Origin of the sequence: Vogesella oryzagri (assembly GCF_040148885.1) — a bacterium.
Lineage (GTDB): Bacteria > Pseudomonadota > Gammaproteobacteria > Burkholderiales > Chromobacteriaceae > Vogesella > Vogesella oryzagri.
Genome location: NZ_JBEFLD010000006.1, coordinates 279647 through 292928, shown reverse-complemented (window position 1 = coordinate 292928; position 13282 = coordinate 279647). Strand labels below are relative to the sequence as shown.

The 13282-nt window shown below is 63.1% G+C and carries 15 protein-coding genes; 9 read left to right on the top strand and 6 right to left on the bottom strand.

What is annotated here, in order from left to right; translation table 11 throughout:
* From fliS to ABNW52_RS13350, 6 genes are all read left to right on the top strand, one after another.
* Window positions 1–435 carry a flagellar export chaperone FliS gene (fliS, locus tag ABNW52_RS13375; RefSeq protein WP_349588689.1) on the top strand — a complete coding sequence of 145 codons (435 nt, stop codon included), beginning with the start codon at window positions 1–3 and terminating at the stop codon, window positions 433–435.
* Window positions 422–745: a flagellar protein FliT gene (gene fliT / locus ABNW52_RS13370; RefSeq protein ID WP_465270726.1), complete on the top strand. Its 324-nt coding sequence runs from the start codon at window positions 422–424 to the stop codon at window positions 743–745. The genes fliS and fliT overlap by 14 nt, the downstream gene beginning before the upstream one ends.
* Window positions 746–839: 94 nt before the next feature.
* Complete coding sequence (locus ABNW52_RS13365; RefSeq protein ID WP_349588685.1) at window positions 840–1208, top strand: DUF2802 domain-containing protein; 369 nt, start codon at window positions 840–842, stop codon at window positions 1206–1208.
* A complete protein-coding gene (gene fliK / locus ABNW52_RS13360; protein WP_349588684.1) occupies window positions 1205–2551 on the top strand; it encodes a flagellar hook-length control protein FliK in 1347 nt (448 codons plus the stop codon). Before ABNW52_RS13365 ends, fliK begins: the two co-directional genes overlap by 4 nt.
* Window positions 2532–2873: an EscU/YscU/HrcU family type III secretion system export apparatus switch protein gene (locus ABNW52_RS13355; protein ID WP_349588682.1), complete on the top strand. Its 342-nt coding sequence runs from the start codon at window positions 2532–2534 to the stop codon at window positions 2871–2873. Before fliK ends, ABNW52_RS13355 begins: the two co-directional genes overlap by 20 nt.
* A 33-nt stretch (window positions 2874–2906) precedes the next feature.
* Window positions 2907–3776 (top strand): NAD(P)-dependent oxidoreductase, encoded by an 870-nt coding sequence (locus tag ABNW52_RS13350; protein WP_349588681.1) that lies wholly within the window; start codon window positions 2907–2909, stop codon window positions 3774–3776.
* Window positions 3777–3824: 48 nt separating this feature from the next.
* On the opposite strand, the gene ABNW52_RS13345 is transcribed toward ABNW52_RS13350, so the two are convergent.
* Both ABNW52_RS13345 and ABNW52_RS13340 read right to left on the bottom strand, forming a co-directional pair.
* Window positions 3825–4658, bottom strand: a complete 834-nt coding sequence (locus ABNW52_RS13345; protein ID WP_349588678.1) for a formate/nitrite transporter family protein — start codon at window positions 4656–4658, stop codon at window positions 3825–3827.
* Between the two features lie 198 nt (window positions 4659–4856).
* Complete coding sequence (locus ABNW52_RS13340) at window positions 4857–5723, bottom strand: YicC/YloC family endoribonuclease (RefSeq protein WP_349588675.1); 867 nt, start codon at window positions 5721–5723, stop codon at window positions 4857–4859.
* A 79-nt stretch (window positions 5724–5802) separates the two neighbouring features.
* Here ABNW52_RS13340 and ABNW52_RS13335 point away from each other — a divergent pair, with 79 nt between their 5' ends.
* Genes ABNW52_RS13335 through rph form a run of 3 tightly spaced genes read left to right on the top strand, consistent with a single transcriptional unit; the run spans window position 5803 to window position 8354 of the window.
* On the top strand, window positions 5803–6753 hold the full coding sequence (locus ABNW52_RS13335) for a serine/threonine protein kinase (protein ID WP_349588673.1): 951 nt from the start codon (window positions 5803–5805) through the stop codon (window positions 6751–6753).
* Window positions 6750–7577 (top strand): PP2C family protein-serine/threonine phosphatase, encoded by an 828-nt coding sequence (locus tag ABNW52_RS13330; protein WP_349588670.1) that lies wholly within the window; start codon window positions 6750–6752, stop codon window positions 7575–7577. The genes ABNW52_RS13335 and ABNW52_RS13330 overlap by 4 nt, the downstream gene beginning before the upstream one ends.
* A gap of 57 nt (window positions 7578–7634) precedes the next feature.
* Complete coding sequence (rph, locus tag ABNW52_RS13325) at window positions 7635–8354, top strand: ribonuclease PH (RefSeq protein WP_349588668.1); 720 nt, start codon at window positions 7635–7637, stop codon at window positions 8352–8354.
* Window positions 8355–8427: 73 nt separating this feature from the next.
* Here rph and ABNW52_RS13320 read toward each other — a convergent pair whose 3' ends face one another.
* The 4 genes from ABNW52_RS13320 to ABNW52_RS13305 form a co-directional block, all read right to left on the bottom strand.
* The gene (locus tag ABNW52_RS13320) at window positions 8428–8622 is read right to left on the bottom strand and encodes a hypothetical protein (protein ID WP_349588665.1); all 195 of its coding nucleotides are present in this window, start codon (window positions 8620–8622) and stop codon (window positions 8428–8430) included.
* A gap of 88 nt (window positions 8623–8710) precedes the next feature.
* Window positions 8711–10009 carry a two-component system sensor histidine kinase RstB gene (gene rstB / locus ABNW52_RS13315; RefSeq protein WP_349588662.1) on the bottom strand — a complete coding sequence of 433 codons (1299 nt, stop codon included), beginning with the start codon at window positions 10007–10009 and terminating at the stop codon, window positions 8711–8713.
* Window positions 10010–10012: 3 nt separating this feature from the next.
* Window positions 10013–10720: a two-component system response regulator RstA gene (gene rstA, locus ABNW52_RS13310; RefSeq protein WP_349588660.1), complete on the bottom strand. Its 708-nt coding sequence runs from the start codon at window positions 10718–10720 to the stop codon at window positions 10013–10015.
* 114 nt (window positions 10721–10834) lie between these two features.
* Entirely contained in the window at window positions 10835–12997 is a 2163-nt protein-coding gene (locus tag ABNW52_RS13305) for a hypothetical protein (protein ID WP_349588658.1), read from the bottom strand.
* Window positions 12998–13282 lie beyond the last annotated feature (285 nt).

Here is a 13282-nt window from a genome sequence, read left to right as displayed (position 1 = left end):
ATGAATAGACAAGCGCTGAAGGCATACGGACAGAAAAGCCTGGAGCTGGAAGTAGAAAGTGCTTCGCCGCACAAGCTGATCCTGTTGTTGTTCGATGGCGCTATCCAGGCCATCAAGCAGGCACGTTTCCACATGGAGAACGGTAATATCGCCGAAAAGGGACGACTGATCAGCAAGGCGATCGCCATCGTGGACGAAGGCCTGCTGCTGGCGCTGGATCGCACTGCTGGCGGCGAGCTGGCCGAGAATCTGGCGGCGCTGTATACCTACTGCTGCGAGCGTCTGTTTGTGGCCAACACCAAAAATGATGCAGCCGCGCTGGATGAGGTTGCCAGCTTGCTGGGGGAAATCAAGAGTGCTTGGGAAGAAATCGGCAAACCGCAAGCCGGCGGCAGCGACGGCGGTAAATCGGGCCTGAATTATGGTGCCGTCTGATTCGCAGGAGCGTACGGCGGCGGTAAGGCTACTACTCCCCCTGTTACAGGAAATGCTGCTGCTCGCCCAGCGTGGCGACTGGGATGGCTTTGCCGAGCGGCGCGAGCAGTTGGCCGCACTGGATTACCGCATCCTGTCTGCCGAAGAGGTGCCAACGGCAGAGGCCGACAGCTTGCGTGCCGAACTGGTGCAAGCACAGCAGCTGCTACAGCAGCTGACCATGCTGGCGCAGCTGGAGCAAAAGCAACTTTCCGGCCAGCTGGTGGCGATGAGCAACCAGAACAAACTGGACGCCACGTACGGTCAATAAAACGTCTCCTTCCTTGTCGCGTTTTCCCGCCACCAGGGCCATCTGGGGGTGCTAGATTTCAGTATGAGCTCCCTTTACTGTCCAGAGGTGTGAGATGGATTACATCATTTGGGTTCTGGTTATCCACTCCGCCGTGGTGGCCTACCTGTTGTATCGTGCCTATCGCAAGATTGCCTACCTGGAATTCAGCCAGCAGCACATGGAAGAGTTGCAGCGGCAGATCAGCCATCTGCAGCGCAGCTTGCAGGATGTGGCGCTGATCGCCCAGCAACAACTGCAAACACCGCGCACCCAGCGGAGCGGCCAACCTTTGGCCAGCAGCGAAGGCGCCAGCCCCTACAACCAGGCGATAGAGCTGTTCAAGCGTGGCTTTAGCCCCGCCGATGTAGCCGAGCGTTGCGGCATCTCGCGCAGCGAGGCCGAACTGATCCTGTCCCTGTATCGCAATAGCTCCACCTCATGATTTCACCGTTGCTTCCTGGCGCCTCCAGCGCGCGCGATACCACGCTCAGTCCGGCGCAGAACGCACGGTTGGAGCGCGAACAGGGCCGGGTGCTGATCGAAGTCAGCGGCACACCGGCCCGGCTGCCGGATCTGGCCAATGGCGAGCGCCTCGCCGCCGCAGTCAGCGAGCGGCTGCCGGATGGCAAGCTTGCCGCCCAGATCAAAGGCGAAACCTTTCTGTTGAATATGCCAGCCGGCAGTCAGGCCCAGGCGGGCAACGTGCTGAACCTGCGCGTCGCCTCGTTGCAGCCACTGGCGTTTGCACTGGTGGATTTGCAGCAAGAAACGCCGGCCGCCGCGTTGCAGGATGCGCTGCGACTGGCTGCCGGGCAGGAGGAAACCCCGCTGGCAACGCTGAGCCAGCCCGCAGGCAAAATGCCCGCCTTCCAGGCTGGCGAATGGGTGCATGCACGTGTCGCCGAACGGCTGGCTGACGGTTCTGCCGTGGTGCTGGCCAAGAATGCCGCCTTCACGCTGCAGGCGCCGCCCGGCTCCAAGGCACTGAATGCCGATCCCTTGTTACTGCGGGTGCGTACCACCGAGCCCGTGGTGAGTTTTGCTCAGGTCACGCTGGAGCAGGACCCGGACATGGCCAAGTCGGCCCCGGTGTCGCTGAGCGCCGCCACCCGTTACCTCAGCACTCTGTTGCAGGCCGCCAATCAGCAGGGTGGGCGCCTGTCCGCCACCGCGGCCGCCTTGGCCGCCGCCTACGATACCGCTACCGACAAAGTGGCCGGCAGTGGCAAGGCCCTGCTGGACAATCCGGGGCAGTCCAGCAGTGACCATAGTGCCAGCTTGCGCCAGACGGTAGAAAAAAGCGGGCTGTTTTACGAGTCGCACCAGAAGGCCTGGCTGGATGGCCGTTTGTCCTTGGACGAGCTGCGCCAGGAGCCGCAGGCCAAGCTGGGGGCGGCGGGCAAGGCGCAGGGTGAAATGGGGCAGCTGGTGCAGCGGCAGCTGGAAACGCTGGAGCAGCGTCAGTTCGTCTACAACGGCCTGGCCTGGCCTGGCCAGCAGGTGCAGTGGCAGATTCAGGCCGAAGATACCCCGGAGCGTGAGGCCGGTGGCGCCGACGCCATGCGTGCCTGGCATACCCAGCTCAACCTGCAGCTGCCGGCGCTGGGCGGCGTGGCGGCCCGGCTGCGCATGGTGGGCAATCAGGTGCAGCTGGTGTTTGCCACCGACAGCGACGAGGCCGGCGGGCTGATTGAATCTCACCGCCTGCAACTGGCCGGCGCGATGGAGGCTGCCGGGCTGGCGCTGGCCAGCCTGCAGGTAAAGCATGAAGCAGAGCCGTCCTGATCATCGCCGCTCGGCGGTGGCACTGCGCTACCGCGAGGGCGACAACGCACCGAAGGTGGTGGCCAAAGGCTATGGCCAGATGGCCGAGCGCATTATCGAACAGGCCAAGGATGCGGGCGTGTTCGTGCATGACTCACCGGAATTGATCAACCTGCTGCTGCAGGTGGACCTGGACAGCCACATTCCGCCTGAACTGTACCGCGCAGTAGCGGAAGTGCTGGCCTTCATTTACTTTCTGGAACAACAGGCCAAGGGCGAGAGCGTGGACTTCACCCAATGGCTGGCGCTGCGGCAGCCACCGGCTGCGGCGGTGCAATCCTGACGCCTGTCACGGGCATTGAAACAAGGGGCAACAATGAAAGTCGGTTATATCGGTCTGGGCATCATGGGGGCGCCATGCGTGCGCAATCTGCTCGCGGCGGGGCATGAGGTAACGGTGTGGGCGCGCCGCCGTGAATCAGCGCAGGCGCTGCTGGATGCCGGCGCGCAGTGGGCGGACAGTCCGGCCCGGCTTGCGGCCAACGTTGAGCTGGTGGTGACCAATGTTTCCGATACCGCCGATGTGGAACAGCTGCTGCTGGGCGACAACGGCGTCGTGCAGGGTGCGGCGGCCGGGCTGGTGTGCGCGGACATGAGCACCATCTCGCCGCTGGGCGCGCGTGACATCGCCGCTCGCTTGGCGGCAAAAGGCATCGACTTTCTCGATTGCCCGGTATCCGGCGGCGAAGTAGGCGCCATCAACGCTACGCTGACCATCATGGTGGGTGGCCAGGCGGCGGCACTGGAAAAAGCGCGGCCAGCGCTGGCGGCAATGGGCAAGACCATCACCCATATCGGTGACAGCGGTGCCGGGCAAGTGGCCAAGGCCTGCAACCAGATTGCCGTTGGCGTCGGCATTGCCGCGGTGGCCGAGGTGATGAAGCTGGCCCGTGCCTGCGGCGTGGACCCGACACCGGTGCGCGAGGCGCTGCTGGGCGGTTTTGCCGCCAGCCGGGTGCTGGACGTGCACGGCCAGCGCATGATCGACGACAACTATGCCCCCGGCTTCAAGGCCAAGCTGCATCAGAAGGATATGGGCATCGTGCTGGATACCGCACGCTCGCTGGGTATCAAGCTGCCTGAAGCCGAGCGCGTGGCTGGCTTGATTGGCGAGCTGGTGGCGGAGGGTGAGGGTGAGCTGGATTCGTCCGCCATTGCCCGCCTGATCTGGGCGGACAACAACTGAACTGGCACCGCACCGTTGCAACGTAAACCGCCCCGCCGGGCGGTTTTTTTATGGTGAGGCCGCCGGTGGCTGCGTGCCACGGCGGTAGATCAGGTAGTAGACCAGTGCCACCAGTACACTGCCGCCCAGCAGATTGCCGGCAATCACCACCGCCAGATTGCGCAACATGCCGACCACGCCCAGCGCCGGCGAGACCAGCTCGGGCGGCACGCTGTCGCGCAGCAGCAGCGCCAGCGGAATCAAATACATATTGGCGATGCTGTGTTCGAAACCGGCGGCGACAAAAGCCGACACTGGTATCACGATGGCGATGAATTTATCGGTGACACTGCGCCCGGCCAGCGCCATCCATACCGCCAGACACACCAGGATATTGCACAGCACCCCTTTCCAGAACAAGGCGGCCAGAGGCGCGGCACACTTGGCGCTGGCCAGCTGCACGACGAGTGCGGCCACGCGGCCGCCGTTCATGGCCGGGTGGCCGGACAGCCAGACCAGCAGCGCCATACCGGCGGCCCCGGCAAAGTTGGCCGCAGCCACCAGCAGCCAGTTGCACAGCAGTTCACGGCTGCTGATGCGACCATCGGCCCATGCCATGGCCAGCAGATTGTTGCCGGTGAACAGTTCGGCGCCGGCCACCACCACCAGCAGCAGCCCCAGCGAGAACACCACCCCACCCAGCACACGGCTGGCAGCAAACCCCAGCGTGGCATCGCTGGCTACCAGCACGTAATACATGGCGCCCAGTGCGATGAAGGCGCCGGCCAACATGCCCAGCAGTAGCATTTGCAGTAATGGCAGCCGCGCCTTGCTGACGCCAACCTGCTCGACCTTTTCGGCAATCTGCGCCGGCGAGAAAGCATCAAAACCGTACAGGGCCATCGGATTTCCTCCGCGCCGGCGACAAGGGGAGAGCTGCGCGCCGCTGCGTATGTCGGCGGTGATTGATTCGACAGGGAGGGCTGGCGCGTCCGTTCTTTATAGCGCCTGTCGCTGTGGCGACAACCGCCGACCGCGCAAAAGAAAAGCCACGCGGGGCGTGGCTTTGATCTGCGGCACGGCATTGCGCGCGGCCGGGAATTACTCTACGTTCTGAATCTGCTCGCGCATCTGCTCGATCAGCACTTTCAGCTCTACCGAGGCTTGGGTGGTATCGGTGGACACCGATTTGGAGCCTAGGGTATTGGCCTCGCGATTGAGTTCCTGCATCAGGAAGTCCAGACGCTTGCCGACCTGGCCACCGGTTTTCAGGATGCGGCGCACTTCGGTCAGGTGGGTGCTGAGGCGTTCCAGCTCCTCGTCCACGTCGATTTTCTGGGCGAACAGCGCGAACTCCTGCTTCAGACGGTCGTCATCGACGTTACCCAGCGCTTCTTGCAGGCGGGTGGCCAGCTTGTTGCGGTAGGCTTCCAGAATTTGCGGCAGCTTGGGTTTGACCGCGCTGACGATGGCGTCCATGCCGCTGATGCGATCCAGCAGGATGGTGGCCAGTTTGTGGCCTTCGCGGCCACGGGTCGCGCGAAAGTCTTCAAGTACCACGCCGAGACCGTCGATACAGAGCTGTTGCAGCGCTTCCGGCGGCAGCGAGTTGGATTTGAGCACGCCGGGCCAGCGCAGCACTTCGCCCATGCCCAGGTCGCGGATGCCCGGGGCCAGGGTGCGTACTTCGTCGCATACGCTCAGCAGGCGCGTGACGGTATCGCGGTTCAGCTCCAGTTGCGGGGTGTCGTCGGCGGTCTGGTTCAGGCCGATGCGGCACTCCACTTTGCCGCGGGTCACGCGGCCGGCGATCAGTTCGCGCAGTTGTGGTTCAATACTGCGCAGCTCCTCGGGCAGGCGCATCTGCACGTCGAGATAGCGGTGGTTGACCGCACGTACTTCGATGGACATCAGTCCACCCGGGAACTCGCGGGTGGTAGAGGCAAAGCCAGTCATGCTGAGAATCATCGGGGGCTCCAGAATGGCGTTTTTAAAGGGATACGACCCCGAATCGCAGGCATGATTCCGGGGCGGGCACACTATAACAATGGACAGTACACAATCCAAGTCACGTTCTCTCGTCCCCGGCAGCCGGCTGGAGGAGTACACCATCGTGCGGGTGCTCAGTTCCGGCGGCTTCAGCGAGGTCTACCTGGCGCTGGACGGCCACGACCGCAAGTACGCGATCAAGGAATACCTGCCGCGCGACATGGTTGGCCGCAGCGATGTCGGCGACGTCACCGTGCTCAACGAGCTGGACCGTGAAGTCTTCAAGCTGGGGCTCAAGTGTTTTTTTGAAGAGGCGCGCGTGCTGGCCGGCATTCATCACCCCAATGTGGTGCGGGTGAGCAATTTCTTTCGAGCCAACCAGACGGTGTACATGGTGATGGAGTATGCCGACGGCCGCTCGCTGGCTCGCGAGCTGGAGCTGTCCGACGGCTGCATGCCGGAAGCCCGCTTGCGCAAGCTGTTTGCCGAGCTGATTGCCGGCCTGGACGAAGTCCACAAGCAGCATCTGCTGCATCTGGATATCAAGCCGGGCAACATCTATCTGCGGCGCAATGGCACCCCCATGCTGCTGGATTTCGGCACCGCGCGGCAGGGGGCGCACGAGATTCACTTCGCCGCGGCGATGATCACCCCGGGGTTTGCGGCGCCGGAGCAGTACAACAATGGCGAGCCGCTGGGGGTGTGGACCGATATCTATGGCCTGGGCGCCAGCATGTACCTCACCATGGGCGGCAGCCGTCTGCCTGCGGCCAACCTGCGGCTACGACAGGACACGCTGCCGCCGGCGACGCAGCTGTTTGCCGGCAAGTATTCGCCGCAATTGCTGCAGCTGGTGGAGCAATGCCTGGCGCTGGCGCCGGCGGCACGCCCGGGCAGTCTGGGACTGCTGCGGGCGCAATTGCTGGCCAGTTACCAGGAAGTGGCGCCGCCAACCGGCAGGCGCTGGCAACGCTGGCTGGCTTGCCTCGGCGGGAAGAAATCCAGATGAAATTTGCCATTGCAGCCGAATCCCGCGTCGGTGGGCGCGAACACAATGAAGATCGGCAGGGCGTCATCTGGTCGGCGCAGTCGATACTGCTGGTAGTGGCCGACGGCATGGGCGGACGCGAGTACGGCGAGGTGGCGGCGCAGATTGCCGTCGACGTATTCCTGGAAAACTTCCGCCGTTCCGCCCACCCGCAGCTGCTGCGCCCGGTGCCCTTCCTGCAGCGGGTGATGGCCGAGGCGCACGAGGCGATTCTGGCGCAGGCGCTGCAGAACCGGCTGCACGAAGTGCCCAGCACCACGCTGGTGGCCGGGCTGGTGCAGGGCGGCCATTTGTACGTGGTACATGCCGGTGATTCGCGTCTGTATCTGCTGCAAGGCGAGCGGCTGCGCTACCGTACCCGCGACCACAGCCAGGTGCAGCGGCTGATCGATAGCGGCCAGCTTAGCGAAAAGGATGCGCAAAGCTATCCGGGGCGCAACCATATCTATAACTGTCTGGGTGCGATGATCGACCCGGAGATCGAAGTCAGCGAGCCGATTCCGCTGCAGGGTAACGAAACGCTGCTGCTGTGTTCCGATGGCCTGTGGGGGCCGCTGCTGGACGAGGAGATTACCCGCATCTTCACTGGCCGCGAGCCGCAGCTGGTGTTGCCGGCGCTGATGAACGTGGTGGAGAAGCGTGCCGGCGCCGGACGCGACAACCTGACCGGCATCGCCCTGACCCTGCTGGGCGATGGCGACTTTGTCAGCGGCCGCGACGGCTATATCGACAGCCAGCATGTGTCGCGTGCCGGCTTTGACCAGTTGCCGTTGCGCCATCCCTGAGCGGTGTGCACCCGGCTTTGCGCTAGAATGCCTTCCTTTTGCCCCGGAGTTCCTGCCATGCGATCCACCGACCGTGCTGCCGATGCCCTGCGCACCGTGCGTCTGACCCGCCATTACACCCGGCACGCCGAAGGTTCGGTGCTGGTGGAGTTTGGCGATACCAAGGTGATCTGCACCGCCTCGGTGGAGGAAACCGTGCCGCCATTCCTGAAGGGCAAGGGCCAGGGCTGGGTGACCGCCGAATACGGCATGCTGCCGCGTTCCACCGGCAGCCGCATGCGCCGCGAGGCCGCCAGCGGCAAGCAGTCCGGCCGTACCCAGGAAATCCAGCGCCTGATCGGCCGCAGCCTGCGTTCGGTGATCGATCTGGGCAAGCTGGGCGAGCGCCAGGTGCTGATCGACTGTGACGTGATCCAGGCCGATGGCGGCACCCGCACCGCCAGCATTACCGGTGCTTACGTGGCGCTGGCCGATGCCATCGCCAAGCTGATGGCGGATGGCAAGTTGGCCGCCAGCCCGCTACGCGACCAGGTGGCCGCGGTGTCGGTGGGGATCGTGGCCGGCGTGCCGCTGCTGGATCTGGACTACGTGGAAGACTCCGGTTGCGAAACCGATATGAACGTGGTGATGACCGGGGCCGGTCATTTTGTCGAGGTGCAGGGGACTGCCGAGGGGGCGCCGTTCAGCCGCGAGGAAATGAACAGCCTGCTGGCGCTGGCGGAAAAGGGCATTGGCGAACTGCTGCAGCAGCAACGCGCCGCGCTGGCCGGCAGCTAAGCTTGCCGCCCGAGTGGGCGGCCAATGCAAAACGGGCGCCGCTGGCGCCCGTTTTGTTTACTGCTGGCTGCGATTACTTGGCAGCGGAAGCAGCTTTTTTGGTGGCCTTGGCCTTAACCACTTTCTTAGCGGCTTTCTTTTCTACTTTCTTAGCCGGAGCAGCAGCAGCCGGAGCGGAAGCAGCAGCGGCCGGCTTGGTAGCGGCGAAACCGGAGGAAGCAGCAACAGCGAATGCCAGGCCAGCAGCGATCAGAGTCAGTTTTTTCATGATTGGGTAATCCCGAGTAATGTTGGAGAGCAGGCGTCGTCATGCGACGACTGAGGACCATCATAGGGGTGTGCTGCGGCCCCGTCTGTTAGGGTTTGTTCGCTGATGTAACGACTTGTAGCTGTGGCCAGCACAAGGTGAAAGCCGCGCCCCCCAGTGGGCTGTCATCGATTTCCACCCGCCCCTGGTGTGCCAGCATGATCTGCTGCACGATGGCCAGTCCCAGGCCGTGGCCGCCTTCGGCGCGATCCCGGCTCGGGTCCAGGCGCACAAACGGCTCCAGCACCCGCAGGCGGTCGTCCGGTGCAATCCCCGGGCCATCGTCTTCCACGCGGAAGTATTGCCAGCCATCGGCGGCATACAGGTGCACCCGCAGCTGTTTGCGGGCGTAGCGGGCGGCATTGCCGATCAGGTTGTCCATCGCCCGCGCCAGCAGCACGCTGTCCGCGGTGACCGACGCTTGCTCCAGTTGCAGACTGCAGCGCAGCTCCGGGTACAGCTCGGTGATGTCGTCCAGCCGCTGCTGCAGCCAGGCTTGCGGTTGCAGTTCCTGCAACTGCAACGGCAGGTCGGGGCGCGACAGGCGGGCATGCAGCAACAATTCGTCGATCAGGGCGCCGACACTGTTCAGGTCGCGCTCGATGCCGGCGTGTGCCGGGCTGGCCGCATCGATATCCAGCAGCGCCAGCCGATAGCGCAGCCGCGCCAGCGGGGTGCGCAGCTCATGCGCTACCGCGTTGATCAGCGTCTGTTTGCTTTCCAGTAGCCGCTCGACGTTGCCGGCCATGCGGTTGAAGCCCTGCGCCAGTGGCTGCAGGCCGGAACGCGGTGGCAATTGCACCCGGGCGGAGAACTCGCCCTCGCTCAGCTGTTTGGCGCTGCGTTCCAGTTGCATCAGCTCGTTCCAGTGCGGCCGCATCCACAGTAGTACCGGAATCGCCAGCGACAGGCCGATCAGCGCCAGCAGCGCATAGTCGAACCAGCGCAGCTCGTGCAGGAACACCAGGTAGCTCATCGGTCCGGCCACCAGCGCATAGGGCGAGGTGCCGACGCGCTGCAGGAAGGTGTAGTCGTCCTCCAGCATCACGATATCGCCGGCGCGCAAGGCGTGCAGGGTGGCACTGTCGATGGGCAGCTCTTCCATGCGCTGCATGGAGACATTGAAGCCCAGATCATGGTCAAGCGTGCGCAGCGCCGCCGGCCATTGCGCCTGCGGAATGCCATCCAGCTTGTATTCGATCAGCGTCAGCGAGGTTTTCAGCAGGTCGGCCAGCGCACGGTCGCCGGTTTTTTCAGCCACCTGCTTGTACACCAGGCCGGCCAACATTACCGCCAGCAGAAAGCTGACGATCAGCAGCAGGTAAAACTGGATGAACAGCTTGCGCATGGCTTACCAGCCGGCCGGCGAAAACAGGTAGCCCTTGTTGCGCACCGTCTTGATGCGCGCCGGGGCCGCCGGATCGTCGCCCAGCTTCTTGCGCAGCCGTGACACGGCAATATCGATGCTGCGGTCCAGTCCGTCGTAGCTCAGGCCGCGCATCACGCGCAGCAGGGTGTCGCGGTCCTGTACCTCGCCGGCGTGGCTGGCCAGCTGCCACAGCAGGTCGAAATCGGTGGTGGACAGCGTGATGCGCTGGCCGGCCAGCAGCACTTCGCGGCTGCGCGCGTCAATGCGCAGCTGGCCGAAGATCAGCAGTTGCTCGCCTTCCGCTTCGTTGCTGCCGCCCTGGCGCTGCTCATGCTGGCGCAGCTGCGCGCGCAGGCGTGCGGCCAACACTGCCGGTGGGGTGGTCTTCAGTACGTAATCATTGGCGCCCAGCTCCAGCCCCAGAATCTGGTTGATGTCGCTATCCAGCGAGGTGAGGATCACGATGGGGCCGGCGAATTCCGGGCGCAGCTCGCGGCACAGGGTCAGCCCGTCCTTGCCGGGCAGCATGATGTCCAGCAGCAGCAGATCCGGCTGCTCGCGCAGCAGGGCGGCATGGGCGGTATCGCCGCGCGGCTCGATCACCACTTCCAGATCGTGGCGGGCCAGGAAGCCTTGCATCAGTTGTGCCAGCTCGGCGTCGTCTTCGACGAACAGGATCTTGTGAGTCATCGCCACTCTCCGGTTTAAAACGCGAGTATGGCCCTGTCGTCGCCGCAGCGGCAAGGCAGTTGCTGTTTCAAAATGAAACGCCCCGCAGCGCGGGGCGTGACGGCTAGCCGGCGATCAATCGTGCGGCAGCGGCGGGTGGCGGTCCGCGTAGGCATTCAGCGATACCACGCGGGTCTTGCCGATGCGGTGGCGATAGATCTCGCGCAGGTAGCAGATGGCTTTCTGCACGTGGTTGCGCGTCAGGCGGATATCGTTGATCGACACGAATTTCTTCGGGTCACGGATCAGCTCGCGATACTTCTTCTCGTACATCGGCTTGATGGCGAACCAGTTGGTGTCCAGAATCTTGGCCGGGTTCTCGAACTCGTCCAGCAGCTCATCCAGCCGCGACTCGTCAAACTGCTCGGCGGTAATCAGCTCCAGGATGGCGTTATCCAGCGTGTCGTTGTAGCGGTAACCGCCGCGGGCGAAGCAGCGTTTGATGTAGGCCACGATCAGCGTCAGGAAATCGTCGCTCAGGCACGGGCTCTTGGCCACCAGCGTGGTCAGCGAAAGGTTGGCCGAGGCGCCGATCACCAGCGCGTAGCGCTTCAGCGTGGTGCTGGGGAACAGGCCGTTCAGGTGCTGCTTCAGGCGGTTCAGGTCCATGTAAGACAGCTTGTAGCCCTTGGGCAGCGACAGGATGGCTACCACCGACGAGCAATTGCGGAAGAAGAACAGCTCGTTGAGCTTGGCCGGGTCGTAGCCGGACTCCTTGTACTCGTTCAGCGCGGTGCGGTAACGGTCGGATTCGATCGGCAGCAGGCTGATGCCCTCGATTGCCTGGGTCACCGGGTTGAAGTGCGGCAGGTCGATGGAGCGGAAGAACAGGTCATCGATATTGAACTTGCTGCTGCTGTTCACATCCAGCGGGTCGCCGACCACCGATTCGGCATAGGCCACAGCCACCGGACCGGCCAGGCTCATGAACAGGTCGTTGGCATCGAGGCGGATGGTTTCACCGATGTCGATGCCGGCACGATGGAAGTAGTTCTCGTCGTAGTCGGTGGTGACCGCCTGTGCGGTGAGGATGTTGAAGATCTGCTGCGAGATGTACTGGTTGGCGTGGCGCTCCATGGCGTTCACGTCCAAATCCTCGATGCTGCCCTTATCGGTTTCCTCGGCGTAACGCATGATGTCGTTGGAGATCAGCATCATGGCGTTCCACGGGCGGATGCGGCGCATCACGCTTTCGGCGCCGGCTTCTTCGTTGTCGAAGTTGTAGGAAAAATCCCACTCTTCGGACAGATATTTGCACAGCAGGCGGCCGGCGTTGATATGCAGCGCCTCGGAGCCTTCCACATGCTGGCCGGAGATGTTTGGCAGAATGCAGATGCCGCTGGTGAAGATCGGCTCGAATACGAAGCCCTGCTCGTCGCCGCTGCTGCTGCCTTCCGGCTCGATGCGGGTCTCGAAGGTCTTGCTCATATAGGCATACTGCTGCGCCAGCCCGAACTCGCTGGCCATGCCGGAGCCGGTGCCACCGCCGGCGCTGAAGATGTAGAAGTACAGCCGCGACTGGTTGGCGCGGATGCCGCAGGAGTCGATCAGGTAGGCATGGATCAGCTTCCAGTCTTCATCGGAGAAGCTCTGGGTGTCCTTGTTGAGGATGATCTTGGCCAGATACTGGCCCAGGATCGGCGCATTACCGGCACCGCCGGCGTGCACCTCGGCCAGATCCATGATGCGCATCTTGCTGTAATCGTTGAGGAACGCGCCCTGCTCGCCGCGATGCGAGAAGCGGATACGGCCCTTGATGTCCTTGTCCAGGTCGCCCAGCATCACCATCGGCTCGATCAGGAACGCCGGTTTTTGCGTCTTCTGCGGCGACAGCAGGGTGCGCTTGATCCAGCGGCGCGGGCGGAAGTCCTGCTCGTTGCTGGGCTTCTCTTCATTGCCGAATTCATTCAGGTAGAACTTGCGGGCGTTGTACACCAGCGTGGCCACGTCCAGCGCAATGTTGGAACCACAACGGCCAAGCCCAATCAGACATACCGACGGAAACGGCCGCTCATAACTGTCCAGACCTTCATCCTGGTTGCCGGCAAACGCTTCGCGCCGCAGGGTATCCAGGTTGGTCAGGATGCGGGTCATGTCGCGCTCGGTGTAGTACTGGTAGCGCTGGCTGCCGCTGCGCTCCGGTACCGCGTGCAAATGGCGCGGCTGAGCCGACGGCTGTTGCGGGCCCATGTCGGTGTCGGTTTGGGAATCTGTCGGGCGTTCTGGCGTTGCTTGCATGATATTTCCTTCATGAGGCCGGATTCAGCCATCAGGATTTGATACAGCAATATTTAAACTTCCATTTATACCATCAGAAGGCTGGGGCACAGTTTGCTATCAAGTAACATTTATTAACAAACCTTGATGTTCATGTGGTTTTTTCATGCAAACACGCGGTGAGTAGACGTATGGCTGGGGGCTGGCTGCGGATTATGCTTTGACACGGCATGTGCAAAGTGCATGCGCCACTGGCTGTTCTGCCGGCCTGAGTGGATCTGTGCCACTAGGGCTGCTGGGTCGGGT

Coding starts and splice junctions, on each gene's coding strand:
- fliS (WP_349588689.1), top strand. CDS start 1: ATGAATAGACAAGCGCTGAAGGCATACGGACAGAAAAGCCTGGAGCTG.
- fliT (WP_465270726.1), top strand. CDS start 422: ATGGTGCCGTCTGATTCGCAGGAGCGTACGGCGGCGGTAAGGCTACTA.
- ABNW52_RS13365 (WP_349588685.1), top strand. CDS start 840: ATGGATTACATCATTTGGGTTCTGGTTATCCACTCCGCCGTGGTGGCC.
- fliK (WP_349588684.1), top strand. CDS start 1,205: ATGATTTCACCGTTGCTTCCTGGCGCCTCCAGCGCGCGCGATACCACG.
- ABNW52_RS13355 (WP_349588682.1), top strand. CDS start 2,532: ATGAAGCAGAGCCGTCCTGATCATCGCCGCTCGGCGGTGGCACTGCGC.
- ABNW52_RS13350 (WP_349588681.1), top strand. CDS start 2,907: ATGAAAGTCGGTTATATCGGTCTGGGCATCATGGGGGCGCCATGCGTG.
- ABNW52_RS13345 (WP_349588678.1), bottom strand. CDS start 4,658: ATGGCCCTGTACGGTTTTGATGCTTTCTCGCCGGCGCAGATTGCCGAA.
- ABNW52_RS13340 (WP_349588675.1), bottom strand. CDS start 5,723: ATGATTCTCAGCATGACTGGCTTTGCCTCTACCACCCGCGAGTTCCCG.
- ABNW52_RS13335 (WP_349588673.1), top strand. CDS start 5,803: ATGGACAGTACACAATCCAAGTCACGTTCTCTCGTCCCCGGCAGCCGG.
- ABNW52_RS13330 (WP_349588670.1), top strand. CDS start 6,750: ATGAAATTTGCCATTGCAGCCGAATCCCGCGTCGGTGGGCGCGAACAC.
- rph (WP_349588668.1), top strand. CDS start 7,635: ATGCGATCCACCGACCGTGCTGCCGATGCCCTGCGCACCGTGCGTCTG.
- ABNW52_RS13320 (WP_349588665.1), bottom strand. CDS start 8,622: ATGAAAAAACTGACTCTGATCGCTGCTGGCCTGGCATTCGCTGTTGCT.
- rstB (WP_349588662.1), bottom strand. CDS start 10,009: ATGCGCAAGCTGTTCATCCAGTTTTACCTGCTGCTGATCGTCAGCTTT.
- rstA (WP_349588660.1), bottom strand. CDS start 10,720: ATGACTCACAAGATCCTGTTCGTCGAAGACGACGCCGAGCTGGCACAA.
- ABNW52_RS13305 (WP_349588658.1), bottom strand. CDS start 12,997: ATGCAAGCAACGCCAGAACGCCCGACAGATTCCCAAACCGACACCGAC.